Here is a 24,571-nt window from a genome sequence, read left to right as displayed (position 1 = left end):
CCGCATGGACACGCTGAACTCGGTCGTCGTCGATGTCAACGACGTGTTCTGGAACTGGCTGCTGATCCCACTGGTGATCGCGGCCGGGCTGTACTTCACCGTGCGCAGCGGTGTCGTGCAGTTGCGGATGCTGCCGGAGATGCTGCGGGTGGTCGCCGAGAAGGGGCAGCCCGCCGCCGACGGCAAGAAGTCGGTGTCGGCGTTCGGCGCGTTCAGCATCTCGGCGGCGGCGCGGGTCGGCACCGGCAACATCGCCGGCGTCGCCACCGCGATCAGTGTCGGCGGGCCGGGCGCGGTGTTCTGGATGTGGGCGATGGCGACCCTGGGCGCCGCGTCGGCCTTCGTCGAATCCACGCTCGCCCAGCTGTACAAGCGGCCGGAGCACGAGCCGGGCACCTTCCGCGGCGGGCCCGCCTACTACATGGAGTACGGGCTGCGACGGCGCTGGCAGGGCCTGATCTTCGCGGTCATCATCACGGTGACCTTCGGTTTCGTGTTCAACGCGGTGCAGTCCAACACCATCGTGGCGACCACGCGGGCATCACTGTCGGGCCTGGACGGTGACTGGTTCCCGCTCGCGGTCGGGCTCGCGCTGATCATCCTGCTCGGCGTGGTGATCTTCGGCGGGGTGCGCCGGATCAGCCACATCACCGAGGTGCTCGTGCCGATCATGGCGATCGTGTACCTGCTGCTCGGCATCGCGGTGGTGGTGCTGAACATCGACGATCTGCCGCGGGTGCTCGCCGATATCGTCGGCGGCGCGTTCGGCCTGCGCGAGGTGGTCGGCGGCGGGATCGGCGCCGCCATCGCGCAGGGCATCCGGCGCGGCATGTTCTCCAACGAGGCGGGCCTGGGCTCCTCGCCGAACGCCGCGGCCGCCGCCGACGTCTCGCATCCGGTGAAGCAGGGGCTGGTGCAGTCGCTCGGCGTCTACTTCGACACCCTGCTGATCTGCTCGATCACCGCGTTCATCATCCTGACCAGCGATCCCGACCTGTCCGAGCGGCGCAGCGCCGACCTCACCCAGAGCGCCCTGCAGCACAGCCTCGGCACCTGGGCCGGGCACGTGCTGACCGCCGTGGTGTTCCTGCTCGCGTTCAGCTCGATGATCGGCAATTTCTACTACGGCCGGGCCAATATCGAGTTCATCACCGACCGGCCGCAGGTGCTCACCGCGTTCCGGGTGGCCGTGCTGGTGGCCGTGTTCGGCGGCGCGCTCGGCTCGGTGAGCCTGATCTGGAACCTGGCCGACGTGTTCATGGGCGTGATGGCGCTGGTCAACCTGGCCGCGATCATCCCGCTCGGCGTCGTCGCGTTCCGGCTGCTGGCCGACTACCGCGCGCAGCAGGCGGCGGGCGCCGACCCGGTGTACGTGCACCGGCCCGAGATCGCCGATCCGGCCGGTGTGGCCTGCTGGCAGGCAACGATTGCGTCGAGCTTGCCGGTCGATCGCGCGCAGTAGTGGTAGGCATGGGAAATGGCGAAACACTGGGCCGAACCCGTCACCACCGCGCTGCGGGCCGACGGCCAGCGGATCATCGACCTCGACACCTCGGCGACGCCGGGATTCACCGGTGACAAGGCCCGCGGCAAAGAGCTGCTGACCGAGCGCGCCGCCGTGCTCTCGGACCTGCAGGAGAAGCTGTTCGCGCACGGCCGCACCGGCGGCAAGCACAGCGTGCTGCTGGTCCTGCAGGGCATGGACACCGCGGGCAAGGGCGGCATCGTGCGCCACGTGATCGGCTCGGTCGACCCGCAGGGCGTCGACCACGCGTCCTTCGGGGTGCCGACCGAGGAGGAGAAGCAGCACGACTTCCTCTGGCGCATCCGCAAGCGCCTGCCCGCGCACGGCCAGATCGGCGTGTTCGACCGCTCGCACTACGAGGACGTGCTGGTCGTGCGCGTGCACGACCTGGTGCCGCAGTCCGAATGGGAGCAGCGCTACGGCCTGATCAACGCCTTCGAACACGAGGTCGCCGACGCCGGGACCACCATCGTGAAGGTGGCCATGTTCGTCTCGCTCGAGGAGCAGAAGCGCAGGCTCCGCGAGCGGCTGGAACGCCCCGACAAGTACTGGAAGTTCAATCCCGCCGACATCACCGAACGCGGCTACTGGCCCGAGTACCAGAAGGCCTACCAGGCCGTGCTGGAACGCACCAACACCGATCACGCGCCGTGGTATGTGCTGCCCGCCGACCACAAGTGGTACGCGCGCCTCGCGGTGACCGAATTGCTGATCGACGCGCTGAACGGCCTGAAACTGGATTGGCCGCCCGCCGATTTCGATGTCGCCGAGCAGCTGCGCAGGCTCGACGCGTCCTGATCGGATCGTTGAAGAAACTCTCAGGTTCGGCCCGCATGATGTCCCCGGTGGGGAGACCACGAACGAAAGGCGTGTGACAACGGTGAGCACGGGCAAGCAGAATCCGCTGGCGGCGGCCGAAGCAGCCGACAGGAAGCGCAAGATCGCGATCCAGGTCGGCGTCGCCGCCGTCCTGGTGGCTCTGGTGGCGGCGATCGGCATCGGCATCGCCGTCAAGCAGTCCGACTCCGACAGCAGCACCACGTCGGCGGCCCAGCTGCCCGCGACCGGCGGTTCGGTGACCGACTCCGGCGCGGTGCGCATCGGCAACCCGGACGCCAAGGTGAAGGTTCGCGTCGTCGCCGACCTCCAGTGCCCGGCCTGCAAGCAGTTCGAGGCCGCCAACGGCGAGGCGCTGGCGCAGGCCGCGGCCGACGGCACCGCCGTGATCGACTACCAGATCATCTCGTTCCTCGATCGCGCGTCCACCACGCAGTACTCCTCGCGCGCGGCCAACGCCTCGTTCTGCGTGGCGAAGTCGGACCCGAGCAAGTACCAGACCTGGCTGCAGACCATGTTCGCCAAGCAGCCCGCCGAGGGTACCGCCGGGCTGAGCAACGAGCAGCTGATCCAGATCGCGACCGAGGTGGGCTACACCGATCCCGCGGTGGCCACCTGCATCAATGACAAGCCGTACAACGACTACATCACCCAGGTCACCCAGGAGACCCTGAACAGCGGCGTGCAGTCGACGCCGTCGGTGTTCGTCAATGGGCAGCTCATCCAGTCCGACGCCCTCTTCACCGAGAACGGCATGGCGTCCGTGATCGCCGACGCGGCCAAGTGATCACCGCCCCCGCCCGCTCGGCGTGGCTGCTGCTGATCGCCGGGCTGGCGGGGTGGCTGGCCTCGTTCACGCTGACCGTCGAACGCTTCAAGCTGTTCGTCGACCCGAACTACGTCACCTCGTGCAGCATCAATTCGGTGCTCTCGTGCGGGTCGATCATGAAGACCGACCAGGCCGCGGTCTTCGGTTTCCCCAACCCGCTGTTCGGCATCGTCGGTTTCTCGGTGGTGGTGACCCTCGGCGTCCTCGCCGTCGTCGGCGTCGGCTTCCCCCGCTGGGTCTGGGGCGGCCTCTGGCTCGGCACCGTCCTCGGCGTCGCCGCCATCTGCTGGCTCATCTTCCAGAGCCTCTACCGCATCAACGCCCTGTGCCCGTACTGCATGGTCGTCTGGGCGGTCACCCCCCTCCTGTTCGCCGTCACCACCCAGGAAACCTGGGGCCGCTCCCGCGGCATCATGGCCATCCTCGCCGAATGGCGCTGGACCCTCGTCGTCGTCTTCTACGCCGTCGTCCTCCTCCTCGTCTTCCTGAAGTTCCAGGACTACTGGCTGAGCCTGGTGTGAACCGGCCCCCTGGATCGCAGCGATGACCATCGATTCGAAACCCGCCGACCGGCTGGAGTACTGGCGGGGCGCGACGCTGGCGACAGCGGGCGCGATGGTCATCGGGGTGACCTTGTTCGGGGCGCTCGCCGCGTTGTCCGATCGTCGGCATCCCGACCTGGATCCGGGTGCGCCCGGCCTTGTCTCGATCGTCGTTCTGACGCTGTGCGTACTCGCGGCCGCGATCATCGCCGTCCGCAGGTCACCGCGACTGCTCGGAGTTGCCACCGGAGTGTTCGCCGCCGCGATGGTGATCGGCCTCGCCGGCCTGGTCCTGCGGTGACCGCGTCCGGCACGGAGCGATCCGCGGTGTTCGGACCCGAAAGCTTCCTGGCGACGCTGGCCGGATTCGCGTGTATCTCGTTGCCGTATCTCGACATGACGTTCCGGCAGGCGTGGTGGCTGATCGTGTTGCCGCCGGTGGTCGGGATCATCGCGCTGGCGCTCGGCGGGGACGCTTCTCCCCTGCGGTTGTCGTTGCAGCGGGTCGGTGTCGGGCTGCTGGTCGCTTTCGCCGGGTTCGTGCCGTCGGTGGCCGGGCTGCTCGGGGCGATCGGGATCGCTTCGCTGGTCTAGTTCGGGGTGCCTTCGGCGAGGACTACGTCGATGGTGCGGGTGGTGCCGTCGGGGGCGGTGATGTCGAGGCGGATGCGGTCGGCGGGTTTGCGGGTGTTGATCGCGGAGCTGAGGGCTCGGGCGGTGGTGATGGGGCGGCCGTCCAGGGCGGTGATGATGTCGCCGGTGGTGATGCCCGCGGCGCGGGCGGGTTGGCCGTAGAAGGCCCAGTTGACCTGGGCGCCAGCGGGTTTCGCGTCGACGACCTGAACGCCGAGGGTGGCGGTGGGGCCTATGTGGACGGTCTCGGTGGGGGTGCCGGAGCGGATCTGGGCGACCACCCGCATGGCCGTGTCGATCGGGACCGCGTAGCCGTTGGCCTGCTTCGGCGGCTCGCCGTCCGGGCGCTCGCCGGAGGCCGCGGTGATCACGCCGACGACCGCGCCCGAACTGTCGGCCAGCGCGCCGCCGGACTGCCCGCCGACCACGGGCGCGGCGATCTGCACCATGCCGCGCAGCGACTTGCGGGTCAGGTCGGCGGAGTTCATCGCGACGATGCTCGCGTCCAGGTCGGTGATCGGCCCGGCGACCGAGGTCGGCGCGCCGCCGTCGCCGCCCGCGTCGCCGATGGCCAGCACGTCCTGGCGGATCCGCAGCTCGGCCGATGACCCGAGCCGGGCGGTCGGCAGGCCGGACGCCCCGGCCAGCGACAACAGCGCGATATCGGCGGTCGAGTCGTACCCGAGTACGGTGGCCGCGTAGACCAGCCCGTTCCCGATATCGGTCACCGAGACCTCCTCGGCGCCTTTGATCACGTGATGGCTGGTCAGGATCTGCCCGTCGGGGGTGAGCACGATCCCGGAGCCGGCGGCGGTGGTCCCGAACACCGCGGCGTCGACGGAGATATTGACCAGCACGGGCTGCACCTGGGCCGCGACCAGCGCCGGGTCCAGCGGCACCTGCGGCGGCGCCTGCACGACCGCGACATAGTCCTGCGCGTGCGGTTTCCAGGGAAGTACCAGGTCACCGCGGTATCCCAGGAAAGCGCACACGCCGATCAGCGCGACGACCAGCGTCGCGAACACCCGTCCGACAGCGTGCACGCGCCCGTCCTCTCTCGCGAGCCGACACCTCCATTGTGACCCCGATACACAGTCATCCGGTATCGATCCGGCCGCGCCTGTTGGCAAACGACGCATGCGGCGGTAGGCATGACTCCATGAGTACCGCAGCCGCCTACGCCATCCCCGCCCCCGACGGGTCCTTCGAGAAGGTCACGATCGAGCGCCGTGAACTCGGCCCCGACGACGTCCTGATCGACATCAAGTACGCGGGTATCTGCCATTCCGACATCCACACCGCCCGCGACGAGTGGGGCGGCAGCAAGTACCCGTGCGTGCCCGGCCACGAGATCGCCGGCATCGTCGCGGCCACCGGCTCCGCCGTGCGCAAGTACAAGGTGGGCGACCGGGTCGGCGTCGGCTGCCTGGTGAACTCCTGCGGCAAGTGCGTGCCGTGTCTGGCCGGCGAGGAGCAGTACTGCACCAACGGCGCCACCTGGACCTACAACACCCCGGTCCCGGAGTCCGTGCAGCCCGGCGGGTACACGATGGGTGGTTACGCGACCCAGATCGTGGTCGGCGAGAGCTTCGTCGTCACCATTCCCGAGGGCATCGGCCTCGATGTCGCCGCGCCGCTGCTGTGCGCGGGCATCACCCTGTACTCGCCGCTGCGGCACTGGAACGCCGGGCCGGGCAAGAAGGTCGCGATCATCGGCATGGGCGGGCTCGGGCACGTCGGGGTGAAGATCGCGGCGGCGCTCGGCGCCGAGGTGACGGTGCTGAGCCAGTCGCTGCGCAAGCGCGACGACGGCCTGCGGATGGGCGCGCACCACTACTACGCCACCAGCGACCGGGAGACCTTCCGCCAGCTGCGCGGCTCGTTCGACCTGATCATCAACACCGTCTCGGCGAATCTGCCGATCGACCACTACCTGCGCCTGCTCGCGCTCGACGGCACCCTGGTGATCCTGGGCCTGCCCGATCAGCCGATGAGCGTCACCGGTCGCAACCTGGCCGCGTTCCGCCGGTCGCTGGCGGGTTCGATGATCGGCGGTGTCGCGCAGACCCAGGAGATGCTGAACTTCTGCGCCGCGCACGGCATCGGCGCGGAGATCGAGCTGATCTCGGCCGACGAGATCGATTCCGCCTACGAGCGCGTCGTCGCCAGCGACGTCCAGTACCGCTTCGTCATCGATACCGCGACCATCTGAGCCCCGCGCGCCAGCGCGCGGAAATCGGCGCGTCCTCGGTACCGTGACGTGGTGGCCGACGACGAATCGACTTCTGGTCCCGCCGCACCGGCGACCGGCCCCGCGCTGCCCGCGTTCTGGACGGTCCGCACGCCGCCGCGCTGGCTGCCGCGGTCGCTGCTCTACGCCGCGCTCGCCGTCGCCGGGCTGATCGCGGCGTTCTGGATCCTCGGCAAACTGCAGGGCCTGCTGACCGTGCTGCTGGTCTCGCTGTTCCTGGCGTTCGCGATCGAACCCGCGGTGAATTGGCTTGCCGCCCGCGGTGTTCGGCGCGGCGCCGGCACCGGCGCGGTGTTCGGGGTGCTGCTGCTGGTGATCGTCGCGTTCGTGTGGACGCTGGGCGCGCTGCTGATCAGCCAGGTGACGATGCTGGTCGCCAACGCGCCCGGCTACGTGCAGGACGTGGTCGACTGGATCAACAAGACCTTCGACCAGGACCTCTCCGGCGACGATCTGACCAAGTACGCCTCGGAGTGGAGCTCGACGATCGAGGGCTACCTGGTCGGGCTGGCCGGAAACGTCTGGGGCATCGGCACCGTCGCGATCGGCGCGATCTTCCAGCTGCTCGGCGTCTTGCTGTTCACCTTCTACTTCGCCGCCGACGGCCCGCGCTTCCGCACCTGGGTGTGCTCGCTGCTGCCGCCCAAGCAGCAGAAGCACGTGCTGCGGGCGTGGGACATCGCGGTCGAGAAGACCGGCGGCTACATCTATTCGCGCGCGCTGCTGGCGCTGTGTTCGGCGATCGCCCACTATGTCGCGCTGCGGGTGCTCGATGTGCCGTCGGCGTTCGCGCTCGCGCTGTGGGTCGGCGTGGTCTCGCAGTTCATCCCGACCGTCGGCACCTATCTGGCCGGCGCGCTGCCGGTGCTGGTCGCGCTGGTGCACGATCCGATCAGCGCGCTGTGGATCCTGCTGTTCATCGTCGGCTACCAGCAGTTCGAGAACTACGTGCTGCAGCCACGGATCACCGCGACCACCCTGGACATGCATCCGGCGGTGGCCTTCGGCGCGGTGATCGCGGGCGCGGCGCTGCTCGGGCCGACGGGCGCGCTGCTGGCCATCCCGGTGACCGCGACGATGCAGGGTTTCGCGGGCGCCTATGTGCGGCGCTACGAGGTCGCCGAGGACGCCGAGACCCCGGCGCCGCCGAAGAAGAAGCGCAAGTCCAAGCAGCCGGAGCCCACCGACCAGGCCGAGGAGTAGGCCGGCCATGGCGATCCTGCTGTCCCTGGTGTCGATGCTGTCGACGCTGTTCGGCGGCTTCGTCGCCATGCGGATCGGCGACCGCAGGCACCTGGTGCTCGGGCTGGCCGCGGGCGTCATGCTCGGGCTGGTCGCCTTCGACCTGATCCCGGAGGCGCTCGAACAGTCCTCGGGCGAGGTGTACGGCGTGCCGGTGGTGCTGATCGCGGCGGTGGTCGGATTCCTCAGCATCCACATCATCGAGCGCGCGGTCGCGATCCACACCGGCCACGAGAGTGAATTCGGCTCGCACCATCACGGATTCGAGTCGGTCGGACTGCTCGCCGCGGCGGGCCTGATCTTCCACAGCACCCTGGACGGTTTCGGCATCGGGATCGGTTATCAGGCGGGCGCGACCGTCGGCCTGTCGGTCGCGATCGCGGTGATCTGTCACGACTTCGCCGACGGCTTCAACACGTTCACCATCCCGACGCTGTACGGCAACGCCCGCAAACGTGCCCTCACCCTGCTCGGGCTGGACGCCATCGCCCCGGTCGTCGGCGCGATTCTCGGCACCCTGATCCACGTGCCCGAAGAGTGGATCGGCCTGTACCTCGGCTATTTCGCCGGTTTCCTGCTCTACCTGGCCACCGCCGACATCCTCCCCGAGGCGCACGCCGAGCATCCGTCCCGGCTGACCCTGCTGAGCACCGTCACCGGCGTGGCCGCGATGTTCGGCGTCGCCGCGATCAGTCACTGAACCAGGCGCACAACGGCGTCCACCGAGGACTCGACCAGGGCATCGTCGAGCGGCAGGTGACCGAACAGCGCGCGGAAGTAGATCGGCGCGGCCACCACGTCGAGAACGAAGTCGAGGTCGATGCCCGGGTCGACCTCGCCGCGCGCCATGCCCGCGCGCAGGGCGGCCGCGGTGCTCGCCCGGCGCGGTTCGAAGACCGTCGCCAGGAAGTGCGCGCGCAGCTCGGGGTCGTTGGCGAGGTCGGCGACCAGCGCGGGCAGTACCCGATCGAGCGAGGTGTCGCGCAGGGCCGCGACCAGATCACGCAGGGCCACGGTGAGATCCGCGCGCAGGTCGCCGGTGTCGGGGGTCGGACGCATCCCCAGCGCGTCGGCCACCACCGCGACCACCAGGTGCCGCTTCGACGGCCAGCGCCGGTAGATCGCGGGCCGGTGGATCCCCGACCTGGTCGCCACCTCGCCGATGGACAGGTCGGCGTAGCCGTTGTCGTCGAGCACCGCTCGGGTCGCGGCGAGCACCGCGGTGTCGATCCGGTCCTCGCGCGCGCGGCCCGGCATCAGAACACCGGCCGCGGCACGAGCATGACGATCCAGCCGTCCGGATCGGGAAAGGCCATGCCGCCGTTGGCCGCCCAGTACGGGTTCTCGGCCGGGACCGGTTCCGCACCGAACTCGCCGAGCCGCCGCACCGCGTCGAACATCGCGGAATCGCCGTCGAAGTAGAGCACCAGCAGGTTCTCGGCGCTCGGCGCGGCGCCGGGACTGCCGTCGACGTGGGTGGTGAATTCGAGGTGGTAGTCGGTGCCGGGCAGGCCGAGCATCACCCCGTCGTAGCCCGCGTGGTTCTCGAAGCGGTAGAGCTCGCGCAGCCCCAGCCCGTCGACGTAGAAGCGCACCACCTCGTCGAGCCGGTCCGTCGGGCGGGCGATCCGGACCTGCGCGACGCGCAGTGGGTCCGGCCAGGTCGTGGCGTCCATGCCAAAACAGTACAGTACGTACCGTAATGAAACCAGGGTTCAGGTCAGGTCGTGCAGCAGCTCGGTGAGGGTCAGGCGGAGCTTGTCCATGCGGGAGCGGCTGTAGAGAGCGGTGTCGTATTCGAGCTGGAGGGTGAGGCGGCCCGCGATGGTGAAGACGGTGAGCTTCGGCGGCATGGCCGGGCCCATGGCGAAGACGTCGTCGCGCAGGAAGGCGAGGTCGTCGGGGAACGAATGCGGCCGCAGGCGGCCGATATTGGAGATGGCCAGGGTCGGCGGGGCCGCCAGCAGGGCGGCGGTGAACTCGTCAGCGACCCGCTGGACGGCGAGCGGGAAGCGGGCGGGTTCGTGACGATCGAGTCCGGCGTGTAAGCCGTCGTCGACCAGCCGGGCCAGTTCGAGGGGACCGGCGTCGTCCGCCGCGCGCACGAGCATGCCGGAGCCCGAGGCGTAGTTGACCATGGCCTCCACCGGCACCGGCGGCCGCACCGCGCCGCGCACATCGGCCGCGTAGCCGAAGAACAGCGGCAGCGGGCCCGGCTCCGGGAACCGGGTGCGGACGGCGGCCAAGGCCGCGCCACTGACCACACTGTTCACCGAAACCCCCTGCTCGCGAGCCACTGCCACGAGGTGGGCGGTCGCCTCGGCGGTCAGCTCGATGCGCTGCATGGCGAATCGGCCCAGCGGGTCGGCGCCCGTGCCGTCGCCGTCGTGGGGCAGCATGCGCGGGGCGTCGCCGGGCCCCAGCGTCGTCGCGCCCGCCCGCAGGTCGTCGAGCCACGCGTCGGCATCGGCCGCCGTCACCACCTCGGCCAATCGGGTGTCCATCGCGGCAGGCAGACGCTGGTCCGGATCCGCCTGCGGCACAGCACCTCCGGTCACGTGCGCGGTGTAGTGCCGCCACAGCCGATCCAGCAGCGCGAATCCCGATCTGCCGTCGGAGATGCCGTGATGGACGACGAGCACGATCTGCTGTCGCACCCCGGCTCGCAGCAGGTACGCGCGGAACAGCCCGTCGCGCCAGTCCTGCGGCGTGTTGAGCAGCGCGAGGTACTCGGCCTCGTCGCCATCGAGCACATCGAAGCGGGGACGGAAACCGTCGTCACGAACGAGGTGGCCGTCCGCCACCCGGCTGCGCAACAGCGGGTGCGCGGCGGCGAGCTCGTCGAGCACCCGGCACAGGACCGCGAGGTCCAGCGTGCCGTAGACGGTGGTGCCGAGGAACAGCGGCATACCCGCGGTGGGCACGGTGCCGAGCGTGGTGCCGGTGCCGAAGTAGGTGGATTCCACCGTGCCCGGGTGGGAACCCGAGAAGATCTGCTCGACGCGGCCAAGCGCTGCCTCGCCGAACGCGGCTACGCCCGCACCACCGTGCGCGATATCGTCGCCGCCTCCGGCACCAACCTGGCGGCCATCAACTACCACTTCGGCACCCGCGACAAGCTGCTGCAACAGGCGATGCTGGAGTCCAGCGCCGCCGCGGTGCAGCACATCCTGGACTCACTGCCCGCCGACGACCCGGCCGACCCCACCGCCCGACTGGAAGACTTCTGGCAGCGCCTGATCACCTCGTTCGGCGAAGACCGCGCCCTCTGGCAGGCCAACGCCGAATGCCTCAACCAGGCCCTGCACTCCCCCGAACTGCGCGCCGAACTCGCGACCGCCCAGGATCTCGCCCGCACCGGCCTGTCCCAAGCCTTCGGCGCCGACTCCGATATCGGCGCGGTCCTGCAGACGATGATCGGCGGCCTGCTCCTGCAATGGCTGATCGACCCCGACCACGCCCCCACCCCCACCCAGCTCACCGCGGGCGTCCAGGCCCTGCGCCCCCGGACATGACGATGGGCGCACCGGATTCCGGTGCGCCCATCGCCTGGGGTCCTACTCCGCGGGTGCGACCTCCGCGGCCTCGGCGGCCAGGGTGCGGCGGCGCACGCGGCGGGCGGCGGCGACCATATTGCGCAGCGAGGGCTCGAGCTGCCAGTAGTGGCGGGTCTTCAGGCCGCCGTCGGGGTTGGCCCAGAGTCGTTGCGGGGTCACCGCTTCGGCGGCCTGGGTGAGCAGTTCGTCGAGCTCGTCGATATCGGGGATGCGGGCCGAGCGGCTCTCGTAGACGCCGGGGCCGACGCCGTGGCTGAGGCCGTGGCCGGTCGCGGCGTCCTCGGTGAGGGCCTGCATCACCCATTCGATCGAGCGGGTGGCCACGATCGCGGTGACGTCGGCGTCGAGCTGCTCGATCGCGTCGACCACCTCGGTGCGGCCGGAGTAGCCGATGTGGGTGTGGATCTGGGTGTCGGCCCGCACGCCGGAGGTGGCCAGCTTGAAGGCGCCGACCGCCCAGCGCAGGTACTCCTCGCGGCCCTGCGGGCGCGGCGGCAGCAGCTCGCGGATGGCGGGCTCGTCGACCTGGATGATCGCGATGCCCGCCTTCTCCAGGTCGACGACCTCGTCGCGGATGGCCAGGGCCACCTGGTCGGCCGTCTCGTAGAGCGGCTGGTCCTGGCGCACGAACGAGCGGGCCAGCATCGTCACCGGGCCGGTGACCATGCCCTTGACCGGCTTGTCGGTCAGCGACTGGGCGTAGGTGGTCCAGTCGACCGACATCGGCGCGGGCCGCGACACGTCGCCGTAGACGATCGGCGGGCGCACGCAGCGCGAGCCGTACACCTGCACCCAGCCGAAGCGGGTGGTGGCGAAGCCGTCGAGCTGCTCGGCGAAGAACTGGATCATGTCGTTGCGCTCGTGCTCACCGTGCACGAACACATCGAGGCCGATGTCCTCCTGGAGCCGGATCGTCGCTTCGATCTCGGCCTCGACCTGCTTGCGGTAGTCCTGCTCGGACAGCCTGCCCTGGGCCACCTCGTGGCGGGCCTGGCGCAGCTTGCCGCTCTGCGGGAACGAGCCGAGCGTGGTCGCGGGCACCACCGGCAGGTTCAGCCGTTCCTGCTGGGCGGCGCGGCGCTCGATGTAGGGCTCGCGCTCGCGCATCTCCGGGGTCACCGCGTACACGCGCTGACGCACGGCGTGCTTCTGCTTGAAGTGCACCTCGGTCGGGCGCTTGCGCCAGTTGTCCGACGGGCCCTCGGTGAGCGCCTTGGCCAGCGAGACCACCTCGCCCACCTTCTGCTTGGCGAAGGCGAGCCGGTCGGCGACATTGCCGTCGATGTCGTATTCGGCGAGCACGTCGTAGGGCACGTGCAGCAGCGTGGTTCCGGTCGACACGACCAGGTCGGGGCAGACCTCGGCGATCGAGTTCAGGTAGTTCAACGTGACGAAACGATCGGCACGCCAGACATTGGTGCCGCCGATGACACCGGCGTACAGACGCTTGCGCTTGATCCCCGGGATCGCGGCCAGCTCTTCCGGCGTCATCCGGTAGGACGCCAGGTCCAGGCCGATCGCCTCGACATTGCTCGCGGCCAGGATGCGCAGCGCCTCACCGAAATCGCCGTACTGGCCGGTGACCAGGATGCGCGGGCGCAGCGGGGCCTTGGCCAGCCGCTGGTAGGCCTTGTCGAAGGCGGCCAGCTCGGCGGCCGAACGCTCGCCGGTGAAGCAGGGTTCGTCGAGCTGCACGCAGGTCGAGCCGCGCTTGGCGAGGATCTCGAACAGTTCCTCGTAGAACGGCAGCAGCTTGTCGAGCAGGCTCAGCGAGTCGAACTCGGTCTCGCCCGGCACGTGACCGGCCTTGGACAGCAGCAGCAGCGACACCGGGCCGAGCACGACCGGGCGCAGCTCGATCCCGCGCGCGATCGCCCGGTCCCACTCGTCGAGCAGGGCCTCGGGGTGCAGCGAGAACGTGGTGTCGGCGTCGAGTTCGGGCTGGCGGTAGTGGTAGTTGGTGCCGAAGAAACGCACCAGCTCCAGCGGCGGCAGGTCCGGGTTGCCGCGAGCCATCAGGAAGTAGAAGTCCAGGGGGTGCATGCCCTCCTGGTGCTCCTTGAACCGCGACGGCACGGCGCCGAACAGCAGCGCGTTGTCCAGGATGTGGTCGTAGAAGGAGAAGGTGTTGCCGGGGACCTGGGTCAGCCCGGTCGCGGCCAGCTCGTTGAACTGGCGCTCCTGGATGTCACGGCCTACCGCGAGCAGTTCCTCGCGCTCCAGCGATCCGCGCCAGTACGCCTCGAGCGCACGCTTGAGCTCGCGGTGCGGACCGATCCTCGGGTATCCGAGAACGCTCGACCCGAATCCATCGGTGACGTTGACCATGACCGGGATACTCCCTTTCGATCACCTGCGCGGTCACCCGGACGCTCGCCGGTCCCCGCGCATTGCTGCGCTCGACATATCGCCGGGCCGCGCTGGCGCGTCCGGCTACAGCAGCTTAGGCCGCGAGCGCGACCCTTCGCTGTTCCCCCTGCAAACACCCCCGAAATGGCCGAAGGCCACCGTCATCGGGTCGTTGGTGATGACGGTGGCCTCCGGGGAGCAAACCCCTACTTGCCGTACTGGTAGAAGCCGGCGCCGGTCTTCTTGCCCAGCAGACCCGCCTCGACCATCCGCATCAGCAGCGGCGGAGCCGAGTACAGCGGCTCCTTGAACTCGGCGTACATCGAGTCCGCGATCGACTTCACGGTGTCCAGGCCGACCAGGTCGGTCAGCGCCAGCGGGCCCATCGGGTGGGCACAGCCGAGCACCATGGCCTTGTCGACGTCTTCCTTGGTGGCGAAGCCCGACTCGACCATCCGGATGGCCGAGAGCAGGTACGGCACCAGCAGCGCGTTGACGACGAAGCCGGAGCGGTCGGCCGAGCGGACGACCTGCTTGCCCAGGATGTCGGCGGCGAACTGCTCGGCGCGCTTGGCGACCGGCTCGCTGGTCTTGAGGGTGGTGACCAGCTCGACCAGCGGCAGCACCGGCACCGGGTTGAAGAAGTGCAGGCCGACCACGCGCTCGGGGTTCGCCGTGGCGACCGCGATCTTCATGATCGGGATGGAGGAGGTGTTGGAGGCGAGCACGGCGTCGGGGTCGGTGACGACCTTGTCCAGCTCGCTGAAGATGGCCGTCTTGACCTCTTCGTTCTCGACAACGGCTTCCACGACCAGCTGACGGTCGGCGAAGTCGCCGAGATCGGAGGTGAAGCGCAGCCGCCAGGCCGCCTGCTCCCGCTCGCGCTCGGTGATCTTGCCGCTGCTCACGCCACGGTCCAGCGAGCGCAGGATCCGAGCGCGGCCCGCAGCGGCGAGTTCGCGACTGGTCTCGTAGACGAGGACGTCGACGTGCGCGCGTGCGCACACTTCCGCGATGCCCGCGCCCATTTGTCCGGCGCCGATGATGCCGACGCGCTGAATCTTCTCGCTGCTCACGTCCCGCTCCTGCTGTGTGTCTGGCTCTGGGGTGGCTGGGGTGGTCATGACGACCAAGTTATAGGGATGCCCTCCCACGCCGGGGCTGTTCGGCGTGGGAGGGCGTACACCCCTACCGAGGTAGAGGAATGGTGTTGCTAGTCAAAGCAACCCCGGCGGATCAGTGGAACTGACCCTCTTCGGTGGAGCCCTTCAGGGCAGCCGTCGAGGTGTTCGGGTCCACGGTGGTGGCGATGGTGTCGAAGTAGCCGGCACCGACCTCACGCTGGTGCTTCACGGCGGTGAAGCCACGCTCGGCGGCAGCCTTGAACTCGCGCTCCTGCAGGTCGACGAACGAGGTCATGCCGTCGCGGGCGTAGCCGTACGCCAGGTCGAACATGCCGTAGTTCAGCGAGTGGAAGCCGGCCAGGGTGATGAACTGGAACTTGAAGCCCATCGCGCCGAGCTCACGCTGGAACTTCGCGATGGTCGCGTCGTCCAGGTGCGCCTTCCAGTTGAACGAAGGCGAGCAGTTGTAGGCCAGCAGCTGGTCCGGGAACTCGCTGCGGACGGCCTCGGCGAACTTGCGCGCGACCTCGAGGTCCGGCACGCCGGTCTCCATCCAGATGAGGTCGGAGTACGGGGCGTAGGCCTTGGCACGCGCGATGCAGGGCTCGATGCCGTTCTTCACACCGAAGAAGCCCTCGGCGGTACGGGTGCCGTCCAGGAACTCACGGTCGCGCTCGTCCACGTCGGTGGTGAGCAGGGTGGCGGCCTCGGCGTCGGTGCGGGCGATGATCACCGACGGCACGCCGGCGACGTCGGCGGCCAGACGCGCGGAGGTCAGGGTGCGGATGTGCTGCTGGGTGGGGATCAGCACCTTGCCACCGAGGTGGCCGCACTTCTTCTCCGAGGCCAGCTGGTCCTCCCAGTGGACACCGGCGGCACCAGCGGCGATCATCGCCTTCTGCAGCTCGTAGGCGTTCAGCGCGCCACCGAAGCCGGCCTCGGCGTCGGCCACGATCGGGGCCAGCCAGTTGGCGACCGAGTTGTCACCCTCGACCTTGGAGATCTCGTCGGCGCGCAGCAGCGCGTTGTTGATGCGACGGACCACCGACGGGACCGAGTTCGCCGGGTACAGCGACTGGTCGGGGTAGGTGTGGCCGGACAGGTTCGCGTCACCGGCGACCTGCCAACCCGACAGGTAGATGGCCTTCAGGCCGGCGCGGACCTGCTGCACGGCCTGGTTACCGGTGAGGGCACCGAGGGAGTTGATGTAGTCCTCGTTGTTGACGAGATCCCACAGGATCTCGGCACCACGACGGGCGAGGGTGTGCTCCTCGACGACGTTGCCCTGCAGGGCGACGACCTGCTCGGCGGTGTAGTTGCGGGTGATGCCCTTCCAACGGGGGTTGGTGTCCCAGTCGTTCTGGATCTCCGCAGCGGTCTTCGGGGTGCCGACAGTCGACATCTCTGACTCCACTTCCTCGGTGTGGTCGGTGCTCCTACGGTCCAGTCGTGAAACAACCGGCGGCTTAACGCTTTCGGTTGCGCGACTCGTACTGCTGAAGCAATTTGCAGGCTTGCTAGGACTAGCTAGGGCCTGAGGGGTGTACTTCCACACGATGGCACACCAGGAAATAGCCGTCTACCTGTTGCTTATGTGAATCTCAGCTAGGTTTGCCGCCGCGTTTGCTAACTTTGCGAAATTTGCGGGCTAATTGCAAGCACCCATCCTACCGACCGGTAGCGCTGACCAGGAGTTTTAGCATAACGCCCGTACTGTTAGCACTGCCCGCCCGGGCACTGCCCGACACGCCCAACTCTCGCACCCTGTGACCTGTTTCACACACCACGCCGGGCAGGAATGGTGTGCGTGTCGTCACTGAATCGCCCGACATCGCCGCCCACCCCGGAAATGGGGGCAGCGCGCGCAGTCCTGGACACTCGTCCGCGAAGACGAGAGGGTGACCCCATGAGGATTTCGAGGATCGCGGCGACGTCGAAGGTCGCGCTGGCGGTGGTCGCGGCGACGGCCGCGGTGAGTCTGGTGCCGACGGCGGCGGGCGCGCAGCCGGGACAGCGGGCCGGGAGTGTCGTCGGCGTCGAGGCGCTGTCCACCGCGGCGACGCTGCCGGGTGCGGCGCGGGCCGAGCGGCTGATCTACCGCTCGACGACGGCGGGCGACCAGCCGACGACCACCAGCGCGGCCGTGTACCTCCCGGCGGGGGCGGCGCCGGCGGGTGGGTGGCCGGTGATCGCGTGGGCGCACGGCACCGTCGGCCTCGGGGACGACTGCGCGTACAGCGTGGCCGGGCCCGCCGCGGTCGAGCGCGACTGGGCCTACCTCGGCACCTGGCTGAACCAGGGGTACGCGGTCGTGGCGGCCGATTACGCGGGCCTGGGTGGTCCGGGAGCGCATCCGTACCTGAACGGCGTGGTGGAGGCGCACAACGTGGTCGACGCGGTGCACGCGGCCACCGCGCAGTACCCGGAGCTGTCGAACAAGTGGGCCGTGGTCGGCCAGTCCCAGGGCGGCGGCGCCGCGGTGTTCACCGCCCGCTACGCCACCGAGTTCGGTGGTCCCGCCCTCGACTATCGCGGCGCCGTCGGCACCGGCGTGCCCGCCTACATCGAGGACGTCATCCAGCTGCTCGGCCCCGGCATGCCGCCGATGGCGCTCAGCGCGCACCTGTCGGCGTACGTGCTCTACATCCTCAACGGCCTGCGCACCACGTTCCCCGAGCTCGGCATCGACGGCCTGCTCACCGAGTCCGGCCGCGACTGGGTAGCGCGCGCCGAGACCGGCTGCATCGGCCCGCTCGGCGACGAACTCGCCGCCGCGAAGCCCAGCCTCGGCAGCCTCTTCGCCCGACCGATGTCGTCGATCCCCGACGTGCACGGCCTGCTCTCGCGCTACATGGGCCTGCCCGAATCCGGCTACGACCGGCCCGTGTTCCTCGGCCAGGGCCTGCGCGACACCGATGTCGTCACCCCCGAGACCCTGCGCTTCGCCGCGGTCCTCACCGCGAACCGCCAGCCGGTCACCGTCCGCACCTACCCCACCGACCACGACGGCACGGTCAACGCCTCCCTCGTCGACTCCCTCCCGTTCGTCCGGAATCTCTTCGCCTGAGCACGAGACCCGGCCCGCCATTCAGGGCCGGGCCTCGGCCAGCACCGCGCGCACGACCGCGGCGTACGCGGCCGGGTGCGTGAGGTTCCCGTTGTGGCCGCCGGGGAATTCGACCAGCGGCGTGGCGCGCAGGTCGGCCAGCTCCCGTGCGCATTTGTGGTCGAACACGTGGTGCGCCCGGTCGCGGGCACGGTGCACGAAGCGATGGCCTGGCGCCCATCGACGAATCAGCTCCAGGGGATCAGCAACAGTCCGCGCTACGAGGCGTGGCATCGATGGGATCTGGCAATCTCGCTGCGGCCATGCGGAATACACACCGCCAGTCGCCAAACGTGCACTGCCAGTGAAAGCATAGCTTCAAGATCGCTTGCACCGGCTCATCGCCAGATCGACACCACCCATACCGCCCCGATAGCATCAGGCTTCATGAGCAGCCCTGGGGGGGAACCGTCTCTGACGGTAGTTCCCGACAAAGTCCGAGAAGTCGGCAACTACGTCTATGGACTTGCCGATACTTTGCGAAGCGCTTTGGCGTCCGCGACTCGCGAAGTGGAAGCATGCGCAGGATCGAGTTGGACAGGGACCGCAGCGGACACGTTCGCCACCGGCTGGTCGGAAACCAACTCCGGCGGCCAGACCATAATCACGGCCCTGACCGACATGGCAGAGAAGCTTGGAGTCACCGCCGATACCTACACCGGATGCGATGAAACAAATTCGGCCGCGTTGGAATCATTCAGCCTCAACATGGAAGGTTGAGCAGTGGGAGACGAGTTCAATGTAGACCTCGATCATATCGATCAGATCGTTTCCAAGCTCTCCGGCCTTTCCGGATTTATTGGCGACCACCTCGACGAGATCGACGATAAGGTAGCAGGGCTCATCGGAACGGGGTGGGAGTCCATTGCCGCTCAGGCATATCAAACGGCACATCAGCAATGGTCCACTGGCGCTCGGGAATTCGTCGAAGGAATTCGAGAAATGAGCGACGCCGCGAAGTTTGCACACACAGCCTACTCCGAGGCAGTCGATGCCAATACCAGGATGATGCGGGGCAGCTGAAGCACCGATGAGCATTCGAGTAGACCCACAGACTTACTATGATGCAGCAACCAGATGCGCAAAATTGAACTCGGAGCTACTGTCCGAGTTCTCAAAACTTTGGAATTCATTACAATCAACCGAGAACATGGCCGGCAGCTACGACAAGGTTGCACGGTGGGCATCCGACTACGACAACGTATCTGCCGACCTGTTGGGAACATGCGCGTCGCTGTCGAATGCAATGGCCAACTTCTCCAACATTCTCAACACAGCGGGGAACAACTGGGCATACTCGAACTGGAAAGCAAATACAGATCCAAACAAAGGCGAAGCTCCATCCACACCTTTCCATATCCCTCAAGGAATGGTTTTCACCGAAGGCATTCAACCCGCACCGACATCGCTGGGAGGAAATTCACAAGGCCTGGATACCAGCATTCCAGGTTTGATTTCCGAGATCGGGTTCACCGTCCCCAACGGCGATCGTGACAAACTGCAGACCGCAGAGGATGCGTGGCGGAAATTCGCCGAGTCCGCCGCAGTCAAAAACATCAAATCCGAAATCGAGAAAATCAGTTCGTCTTTCGACTCCGCCCAGACGAAGGCGCCCGATCTAGCCGACGTCAAGGCACACTTCAGCACGCTTGCCAATGGTGGCGACGCACTGACGACTGTGGCTGGATCCACCTACAACGCCGTTGGCACGCACCGCACTGATCTAGTCGCATTCCGAAGCGACCTGGACAGCAAAGTCAACGACCTCATGCTCGAGCTGTTGGCTATCGCGGCAATCACCGTAGCGGTCGTCGTCCTCACCGAGATCCTGACAGTCGGTATCGCCACACTCGGCCCCGCTGAGGCAGAAGTAGCCGCAGGCACGGCGGCCGGCGCCGCGGCCGTCACCTCGGCGGCAGGCCGGATCAAGAAACTGTGGGAGATCTGCCGCCTGTTCCAAACCATTGAAATCGGACTGGGAATCGCAATCGCCACCGATGCCGCCCATCCGCTCGACATACAGTCAGCACTCGACGATCTCGCGGCCCTCACAGCCGTCACGGTAGCTGGCGCGTTCGTGGCCGCGATGGCGAAAGGTGGGCGCCAAAATGTGGGCGATACCGGAATTTTGCAAGAAGCACGTGACTTGATGGCACGCGAAGGCCTCACAGAGAAGCAGATATGCGAAGCCCTGGCTAAGATGTGGGATGAAGCAAAAGGGGACAGCGCACGTAGGAAGAGAATCTATTCCACCCAGAAGGCAAAGAACTGCAGACACTCAAGTCTCAGTGGCGATCGCTGACCTCGGAGGAGTAAAGCCATGTATAGCGGAAACATCGACAAAGACCTCAATTCGAGCGATCCAGACGTTCGGGTCGAAGCCCTGATAGAGTTGATCAAGCGAGATGATCGAACCTACGCGACAACTGTAGTCGACCTTTTCTCCGAACCGGACGAAGCCGTGCGAAGCGAAGCAGTGCGTGCCGCGGGGTATCTCGGACGGGACGCCCCGGATACCATTGGTCCATATTTGGTTGCCATGCTGTCCGATTCAGATGAGATGGTTCGCAGCCAGGCGGCGGACGCCCTGGGCCTTGTAGTCTTTCCTCCTGCCGCCGCGCCACTCAGTGAATGTCTGAAATCCGACCCGTCCTGGATCGTGCGGGCAGCAGCCGCGGAATCTCTCGGAAACTATGGCGGCGGGGGTTTGATCGAGTTGATGAACCGAGCCCTCGACGACACGGAATATCTCGCCGTTCAGCGATACGCGATCGAATCTTTGGGAAAATCGAACGGGTATCTCCCCCGCGCCGAGATGGAACGCCTGGTCACGGAGCTCGGCAACGATCCAGAACTCGGCGTTCAAGTGCGCATAGCCGCGTACCGATTCGGCATCGAAGAACAGCTCGCGTCCTTGAAACTTTTGGCCCCCGTGATCGACGAGCCTCAAACAGATTTCCTCATGAATGACTTCTGGGACATGCTCGGCCCTCCGCGCCCACCAAGCCTATTCAACGATGCTGAAACTATCAGTCAGATTCTCGATATCGTGGTCGTGCGCTGGCCGGTCTGGAAGTCTAGGGCCGAGGAGATTCGCCGTGTGGTGCGGAGAAGTTCACCGCCTAACGGTGATTGAAGTTCGCAAACCCCTTCGCCTGACCACGAGCTCCGGCCCCAACCTTCAAGAATGGGAACGGGTCTCGGCCAGCACCGCACGCACAGCTTCGGCGTAGGCGGTGGGGTGGGTGAGGTTGCCGTTGTGGCCGCCGGGGAATTCGACCAGCGGCGTGGCGCGTAGGTCGGCCAGTTCCCGTGCGCATTTGTGGTCGAAGACGTGGTGCGCGGTGGTGCGCCCAGTTGCGGGGACGATGCGCGTCGGCGAGTCGCGGAGCGCGGCGACGTCGATGTGGTCGGCCCGGACGGCGGTGAAGTCATGGTCGAGGAAGTACTCGAAGTTGCGCGCGCGGTCGGCGTCGATCGGCGCCAACCGCACGCCCGGCTCGATCTCCTGGTTCGCCGGATCGATGCCGAGGGTGCGCACCATCGGCGCCAGTGCCGCTCGCCAGCCCTGCGCGCGGAAGACCTCCTGGCATTCGGCCAGCTCCGCGAGGTGATGCGCGCGCTCGGTCGCGGCGAGCAGCCATGGACTCACCGGCTCGTGGGCGATCAGTGTGCTCAGCTGACCCGGATGGGTGACCGCCAGGTGCAGGCCGATCGACGCGCCCATGCTGCAACCGAGCATCGCCACCGGCGCGTCGGTGAGCGCGGCCAGCAGCCGGTGCGCGTCGTCGGCATGGGTGGCGATCGATCCGCCCGGCGTGCCGTGGATCCGGCTGCGCGAGAGTCCGCGCCGGTCGTAGGTGATGACGGTGAAGTCCGCTTCCAGTTCCCGCACCAGCGCCTCGCTGCGCCGCGCGCCCCCCTCCCCGCTCTGCGAGATCAGCAGCGTCGGGCCGCGACCGCGCATCTCGTAGTACAGCTCGGCGCCCGGAACCGGCAGCGTGTCGGCGTGAATCGTGCTCATGCCGTCCACCGTAATTCATCAAATTTGATTCATCAATAGTGATGCATCAACTGTGATGTATCTTGGTGGCATGGATGGAGTCGAACTGTTCCTGCTCGGGCGGACGCTGATGAAGATCGGCGAGGAGGCCCTGCCCACCGAGGGCCTCGGCAGCGGTCACCGGCCGGTGCTCGTCGTCACCAGCGACATCGTCGCCCATCCGGACAGCACAGTCGGCGAGATCGCGCGCCGCACCGGACTCCCGCAGAGCGCGGTGTCCACGGCCGTGGCCCGGCTCGAGGAAGCGGGCTCGATCACCACCGACACCGACCCGCGCGACCGCCGCCGCACCGTCATCCGCCCGGCCGACCGGATCTCCGCCCGGGTCGCCCAGATCCGCGCCTCCACCATCGATGCCGCCGTCACCGCGGCACTCCCCACCGACGACCCAGCCGCGACCGCCGAGGTGCTGAACGCCCTCGACATTCTTGCCCGGCACCTGCGCCCGAGAGCCACTACAACGCAATAGAACCGGCTGTACCTCGGAGATCGGTACTGCGGCGCAACAGAAACCGCGCATCCCCGAGTTCGATACTGCGGCGCGACGGAATCGCCGCGTCCCCGAATTCGAGAGCGCGGCGCGACGGAACGGACGCGCCCCCGAATTCGAGAGCGCGGCCGCACTTCTCACACCAGCGGCGGATGAACCTTGCGCCAGTGTTCGGCGATATCGATCCGCCGGGCGACCCAAACCCCGTCATGCGCTTGCACGTGATCGAGGAACCGTTCCAGCGCCGCTGTCCGGGCAGGACGACCCGCGAGGCGGCAGTGCAATCCGATCGACAACATCTTCGGACTGCCCTCGGCCCCTTCGCGATACAGCACGTCGAACGCGTCGCGCAGGTGCGCGAAGAACTCGTCGCCGTTGGCGAAGCCGGCCGGGGAGGCGTAGCGCATGTCGTTGGTGTCGAGGGTGTAGGGCACGACCAGGTGGTTCTGGCCGCGCACCTCGGTCCAGTACGGCAGATCGTCGGCGTAGGAGTCGGAGTCGTAGACGAAACCGCCGTGCTCGACCACCAGTTCCCTGGTGCTCGGCGAATCGCGCCCGGTGTACCAGCCCAGCGGTGCCGCGCCGGTCAGCTCGGTGAGCACGCGCACCGCCTCGGCCATGTCGACGCGCTCGATATCGCGATCGATGAGCTGGTAGGACTTCCATTGCAGCCCGTGACAGGCGATCTCGTGGCCGAGCTCCCGGAAGGCCGCCACCGCTTCGGGATTGCGCTGCATGGCCCGTGCCACCGCGAAGACGGTCAGCGGCAGGCCGCGCCGCTCGAAGGCGCGCAGTACCCGCCACAGCCCGGCGCGGGAACCGTACTCGTAGAGCGATTCCATGCTCATGTGCCGGTTCGGGAACGCCTCGGCCGGCGTCATCTCGGAGAGGAACGTCTCCGAGTGCGGTGACCCGTCGAGGACGTTGTTCTCCCCGCCCTCTTCGTAATTCAGCACGAACTGCACGGCGATCCGCGCGCCGTCGGGCCACTGCGGGTCCGGTGGATTCGGCCCGTAGCCGACGAAATCCCGGATGTCGCTCATGCGCCCAGCTCCCCGAAGAGCCGCAGCCGCGCGAGGCCGCCGTCGGGATAGATGTCGAGGCGCACCTCTTCCACCGAGGCGGCGGCCGGGGCGAGCGCGAAGCGGTGCCTGGTATCGGGCAGCAGGTCGGTGCGCGGCAGCAGTTCGACCTGGGTGCCGTCGTTGGTGAAGCCGGTGAGCGCGGCGGCGCCGGGGCTGTTGCCGAGGAAGCAGGAGGTGTCGATCTCGGCGAGCCGGATCGCGCCGGGGCCCGCCAATCTGATGCGTACCCAGTCGTTTCCGTCGTCGCGGCGGCGGGCGGTTTCCCAGCCGTCGCCCATGACCCTGGCCAGGCCGGGGTAGAGCAGCTGGTTCGGTGAGCTGTAGAAGCGGTTGGAGCAGTCCAGGACCAGCGCGCCGTTCTCCAGCGCGGCCAGGTCGAGCGGACCGAGCCCGAGCAGCGCCGGGTCCGGCCTGCCCTCACCGTGCACGCGCAGCCGGGCGACGCCGCCGTCCGGGTGCATGGTGAGTTTCACATGGGTCCAACGGTTCTCGTCGACGACGGCGAAGGGGTTGCGGCTGTCGCCACCGACCTTGACCCGGTCGAGCAGGGTGACCCAGTCGGTGCGGGCGGCGATTTCCTCGGCGGGCGGATAGCCCTCGATCGCCAGCGCCGACAGCGAGACCTCGGGCGGGTAATTGCCCTTGAACCAGGCGGTGTCCACCACGACGCCGCGGATCACGCCCGGCACGCCGAGCCGCACGATGGCGCTGTCGTCGCCGGGCCTGCCGCGGTGCCGCCGGGTCTCCCAGCCGTCGTAGACCTGCCCCTTGTGCCCGAACGTGGCGGGCTGATACTCCGACGGACCCGGGTTGACCAGGTTCTCCTTCTCCGCGAAGAACTCGTCGTTCGCCCAGATCACCGAACCACCGAGCGATCGAACCGCCAGGTCGGGGAGCAGCGTGAAATCGTCGCCGCCGAGGTGTGTGGTCACCGTTGC

At 67.9% G+C, this 24,571-nt stretch carries 27 protein-coding genes; 16 read left to right on the top strand and 11 right to left on the bottom strand.

What is annotated here, in order from left to right; genetic code table 11:
* Positions 1-4: 4 nt before the first annotated feature.
* The 6 genes from ACFYWJ_RS08320 to ACFYWJ_RS08295 all read left to right on the top strand — a co-directional run bounded on the left by ACFYWJ_RS08320 (position 5) and on the right by ACFYWJ_RS08295 (position 4,327).
* Positions 5-1,462 carry an alanine/glycine:cation symporter family protein gene (locus ACFYWJ_RS08320; RefSeq protein ID WP_355274117.1) on the top strand — a complete coding sequence of 486 codons (1,458 nt, stop codon included), beginning with the start codon at positions 5-7 and terminating at the stop codon, positions 1,460-1,462.
* A 15-nt stretch (positions 1,463-1,477) separates the two neighbouring features.
* Positions 1,478-2,323 carry a polyphosphate kinase 2 family protein gene (locus ACFYWJ_RS08315; RefSeq protein ID WP_355274120.1) on the top strand — a complete coding sequence of 282 codons (846 nt, stop codon included), beginning with the start codon at positions 1,478-1,480 and terminating at the stop codon, positions 2,321-2,323.
* Positions 2,324-2,396: 73 nt separating this feature from the next.
* The gene (locus ACFYWJ_RS08310; RefSeq protein WP_355274122.1) at positions 2,397-3,149 is read left to right on the top strand and encodes a DsbA family protein; all 753 of its coding nucleotides are present in this window, start codon (positions 2,397-2,399) and stop codon (positions 3,147-3,149) included.
* Positions 3,146-3,712 carry a vitamin K epoxide reductase family protein gene (locus ACFYWJ_RS08305; RefSeq protein WP_355274125.1) on the top strand — a complete coding sequence of 189 codons (567 nt, stop codon included), beginning with the start codon at positions 3,146-3,148 and terminating at the stop codon, positions 3,710-3,712. Before ACFYWJ_RS08310 ends, ACFYWJ_RS08305 begins: the two co-directional genes overlap by 4 nt.
* 22 nt (positions 3,713-3,734) lie before the next feature.
* Positions 3,735-4,034: a hypothetical protein gene (locus ACFYWJ_RS08300; protein ID WP_355274126.1), complete on the top strand. Its 300-nt coding sequence runs from the start codon at positions 3,735-3,737 to the stop codon at positions 4,032-4,034.
* Between the two features lie 26 nt (positions 4,035-4,060).
* Positions 4,061-4,327 (top strand): hypothetical protein, encoded by a 267-nt coding sequence (locus ACFYWJ_RS08295; RefSeq protein ID WP_355274129.1) that lies wholly within the window; start codon positions 4,061-4,063, stop codon positions 4,325-4,327.
* On the opposite strand, the gene ACFYWJ_RS08290 is transcribed toward ACFYWJ_RS08295, so the two are convergent.
* Positions 4,324-5,409: a trypsin-like peptidase domain-containing protein gene (locus tag ACFYWJ_RS08290; protein ID WP_355274131.1), complete on the bottom strand. Its 1,086-nt coding sequence runs from the start codon at positions 5,407-5,409 to the stop codon at positions 4,324-4,326. The two genes, ACFYWJ_RS08295 and ACFYWJ_RS08290, sit on opposite strands and share 4 nt — an antisense overlap.
* A gap of 116 nt (positions 5,410-5,525) precedes the next feature.
* On the opposite strand from ACFYWJ_RS08290, the gene ACFYWJ_RS08285 reads away from it, so the two are divergent.
* From ACFYWJ_RS08285 to ACFYWJ_RS08275, 3 genes are read left to right on the top strand one after another with little or no spacing between them, the layout of a single operon-like run.
* Positions 5,526-6,578 (top strand): NAD(P)-dependent alcohol dehydrogenase, encoded by a 1,053-nt coding sequence (locus ACFYWJ_RS08285; RefSeq protein WP_355274133.1) that lies wholly within the window; start codon positions 5,526-5,528, stop codon positions 6,576-6,578.
* Between the two features lie 51 nt (positions 6,579-6,629).
* Positions 6,630-7,820: an AI-2E family transporter gene (locus tag ACFYWJ_RS08280; RefSeq protein ID WP_355274134.1), complete on the top strand. Its 1,191-nt coding sequence runs from the start codon at positions 6,630-6,632 to the stop codon at positions 7,818-7,820.
* A gap of 7 nt (positions 7,821-7,827) precedes the next feature.
* On the top strand, positions 7,828-8,559 hold the full coding sequence (locus ACFYWJ_RS08275; protein ID WP_355274137.1) for a ZIP family metal transporter: 732 nt from the start codon (positions 7,828-7,830) through the stop codon (positions 8,557-8,559).
* Here the strand turns inward: ACFYWJ_RS08275 and ACFYWJ_RS08270 are convergent.
* Genes ACFYWJ_RS08270 through ACFYWJ_RS08260 form a run of 3 tightly spaced genes read right to left on the bottom strand, consistent with a single transcriptional unit; the run spans position 8,553 to position 10,825 of the window.
* Positions 8,553-9,116 carry a TetR/AcrR family transcriptional regulator gene (locus ACFYWJ_RS08270; protein ID WP_355274139.1) on the bottom strand — a complete coding sequence of 188 codons (564 nt, stop codon included), beginning with the start codon at positions 9,114-9,116 and terminating at the stop codon, positions 8,553-8,555. The two genes, ACFYWJ_RS08275 and ACFYWJ_RS08270, sit on opposite strands and share 7 nt — an antisense overlap.
* A complete protein-coding gene (locus tag ACFYWJ_RS08265; RefSeq protein ID WP_355274142.1) occupies positions 9,116-9,535 on the bottom strand; it encodes a VOC family protein in 420 nt (139 codons plus the stop codon). The genes ACFYWJ_RS08270 and ACFYWJ_RS08265 overlap by 1 nt, the downstream gene beginning before the upstream one ends.
* A 39-nt stretch (positions 9,536-9,574) precedes the next feature.
* On the bottom strand, positions 9,575-10,825 hold the full coding sequence (locus tag ACFYWJ_RS08260; protein ID WP_355274144.1) for a hypothetical protein: 1,251 nt from the start codon (positions 10,823-10,825) through the stop codon (positions 9,575-9,577).
* 9 nt (positions 10,826-10,834) lie between these two features.
* On the opposite strand from ACFYWJ_RS08260, the gene ACFYWJ_RS08255 reads away from it, so the two are divergent.
* Positions 10,835-11,374: a TetR/AcrR family transcriptional regulator gene (locus ACFYWJ_RS08255; protein ID WP_355274145.1), complete on the top strand. Its 540-nt coding sequence runs from the start codon at positions 10,835-10,837 to the stop codon at positions 11,372-11,374.
* A 42-nt stretch (positions 11,375-11,416) separates the two neighbouring features.
* Here ACFYWJ_RS08255 and metE read toward each other — a convergent pair whose 3' ends face one another.
* The 3 genes from metE to aceA all read right to left on the bottom strand — a co-directional run bounded on the left by metE (position 11,417) and on the right by aceA (position 16,291).
* Positions 11,417-13,744, bottom strand: a complete 2,328-nt coding sequence (gene metE, locus ACFYWJ_RS08250; protein ID WP_355274147.1) for a 5-methyltetrahydropteroyltriglutamate--homocysteine S-methyltransferase — start codon at positions 13,742-13,744, stop codon at positions 11,417-11,419.
* A gap of 227 nt (positions 13,745-13,971) precedes the next feature.
* Positions 13,972-14,841 carry a 3-hydroxybutyryl-CoA dehydrogenase gene (locus ACFYWJ_RS08245; RefSeq protein WP_218722035.1) on the bottom strand — a complete coding sequence of 290 codons (870 nt, stop codon included), beginning with the start codon at positions 14,839-14,841 and terminating at the stop codon, positions 13,972-13,974.
* Positions 14,842-15,001: 160 nt separating this feature from the next.
* Positions 15,002-16,291 carry an isocitrate lyase gene (aceA, locus tag ACFYWJ_RS08240; RefSeq protein ID WP_355274148.1) on the bottom strand — a complete coding sequence of 430 codons (1,290 nt, stop codon included), beginning with the start codon at positions 16,289-16,291 and terminating at the stop codon, positions 15,002-15,004.
* Between the two features lie 504 nt (positions 16,292-16,795).
* Here aceA and ACFYWJ_RS08235 point away from each other — a divergent pair.
* Positions 16,796-17,956 carry a lipase family protein gene (locus tag ACFYWJ_RS08235; protein WP_355274151.1) on the top strand — a complete coding sequence of 387 codons (1,161 nt, stop codon included), beginning with the start codon at positions 16,796-16,798 and terminating at the stop codon, positions 17,954-17,956.
* Between the two features lie 21 nt (positions 17,957-17,977).
* Here the strand turns inward: ACFYWJ_RS08235 and ACFYWJ_RS08230 are convergent, their stop codons facing one another.
* Positions 17,978-18,154, bottom strand: a complete 177-nt coding sequence (locus ACFYWJ_RS08230) for a hypothetical protein (protein ID WP_355274153.1) — start codon at positions 18,152-18,154, stop codon at positions 17,978-17,980.
* Between the two features lie 228 nt (positions 18,155-18,382).
* Between ACFYWJ_RS08230 and ACFYWJ_RS08225 the strand changes: the two genes are divergently transcribed.
* From ACFYWJ_RS08225 to ACFYWJ_RS08210, 4 genes are all read left to right on the top strand, one after another.
* On the top strand, positions 18,383-18,715 hold the full coding sequence (locus tag ACFYWJ_RS08225; RefSeq protein ID WP_355274156.1) for a WXG100 family type VII secretion target: 333 nt from the start codon (positions 18,383-18,385) through the stop codon (positions 18,713-18,715).
* 3 nt (positions 18,716-18,718) lie between these two features.
* Positions 18,719-19,018 (top strand): WXG100 family type VII secretion target, encoded by a 300-nt coding sequence (locus ACFYWJ_RS08220; protein WP_355274159.1) that lies wholly within the window; start codon positions 18,719-18,721, stop codon positions 19,016-19,018.
* 127 nt (positions 19,019-19,145) lie between these two features.
* Positions 19,146-20,297 (top strand): polymorphic toxin type 34 domain-containing protein, encoded by a 1,152-nt coding sequence (locus tag ACFYWJ_RS08215; RefSeq protein WP_355274162.1) that lies wholly within the window; start codon positions 19,146-19,148, stop codon positions 20,295-20,297.
* A gap of 18 nt (positions 20,298-20,315) precedes the next feature.
* Complete coding sequence (locus ACFYWJ_RS08210; protein WP_355274164.1) at positions 20,316-21,131, top strand: HEAT repeat domain-containing protein; 816 nt, start codon at positions 20,316-20,318, stop codon at positions 21,129-21,131.
* Positions 21,132-21,176: 45 nt separating this feature from the next.
* Here ACFYWJ_RS08210 and ACFYWJ_RS08205 read toward each other — a convergent pair whose 3' ends face one another.
* Positions 21,177-22,019 (bottom strand): alpha/beta hydrolase, encoded by an 843-nt coding sequence (locus tag ACFYWJ_RS08205; protein WP_355274166.1) that lies wholly within the window; start codon positions 22,017-22,019, stop codon positions 21,177-21,179.
* A gap of 70 nt (positions 22,020-22,089) precedes the next feature.
* On the opposite strand from ACFYWJ_RS08205, the gene ACFYWJ_RS08200 reads away from it, so the two are divergent.
* Positions 22,090-22,527: a MarR family transcriptional regulator gene (locus ACFYWJ_RS08200; protein WP_355274169.1), complete on the top strand. Its 438-nt coding sequence runs from the start codon at positions 22,090-22,092 to the stop codon at positions 22,525-22,527.
* A 158-nt stretch (positions 22,528-22,685) separates the two neighbouring features.
* On the opposite strand, the gene puuE is transcribed toward ACFYWJ_RS08200, so the two are convergent.
* Entirely contained in the window at positions 22,686-23,591 is a 906-nt protein-coding gene (puuE, locus tag ACFYWJ_RS08195) for an allantoinase PuuE (protein ID WP_355274171.1), read from the bottom strand.
* Complete coding sequence (gene alc / locus ACFYWJ_RS08190; RefSeq protein ID WP_355274174.1) at positions 23,588-24,565, bottom strand: allantoicase; 978 nt, start codon at positions 24,563-24,565, stop codon at positions 23,588-23,590. Before alc ends, puuE begins: the two co-directional genes overlap by 4 nt.
* Between the last annotated feature and the right edge of the window lie 6 nt (positions 24,566-24,571).

The organism is Nocardia sp. NPDC003269 (assembly GCF_042888005.1).
Classification (GTDB): domain Bacteria; phylum Actinomycetota; class Actinomycetes; order Mycobacteriales; family Mycobacteriaceae; genus Nocardia.
The sequence above is the reverse complement of the archived record's forward strand: the minus strand, read 5'-3'. Positions and strand labels throughout refer to the sequence as shown.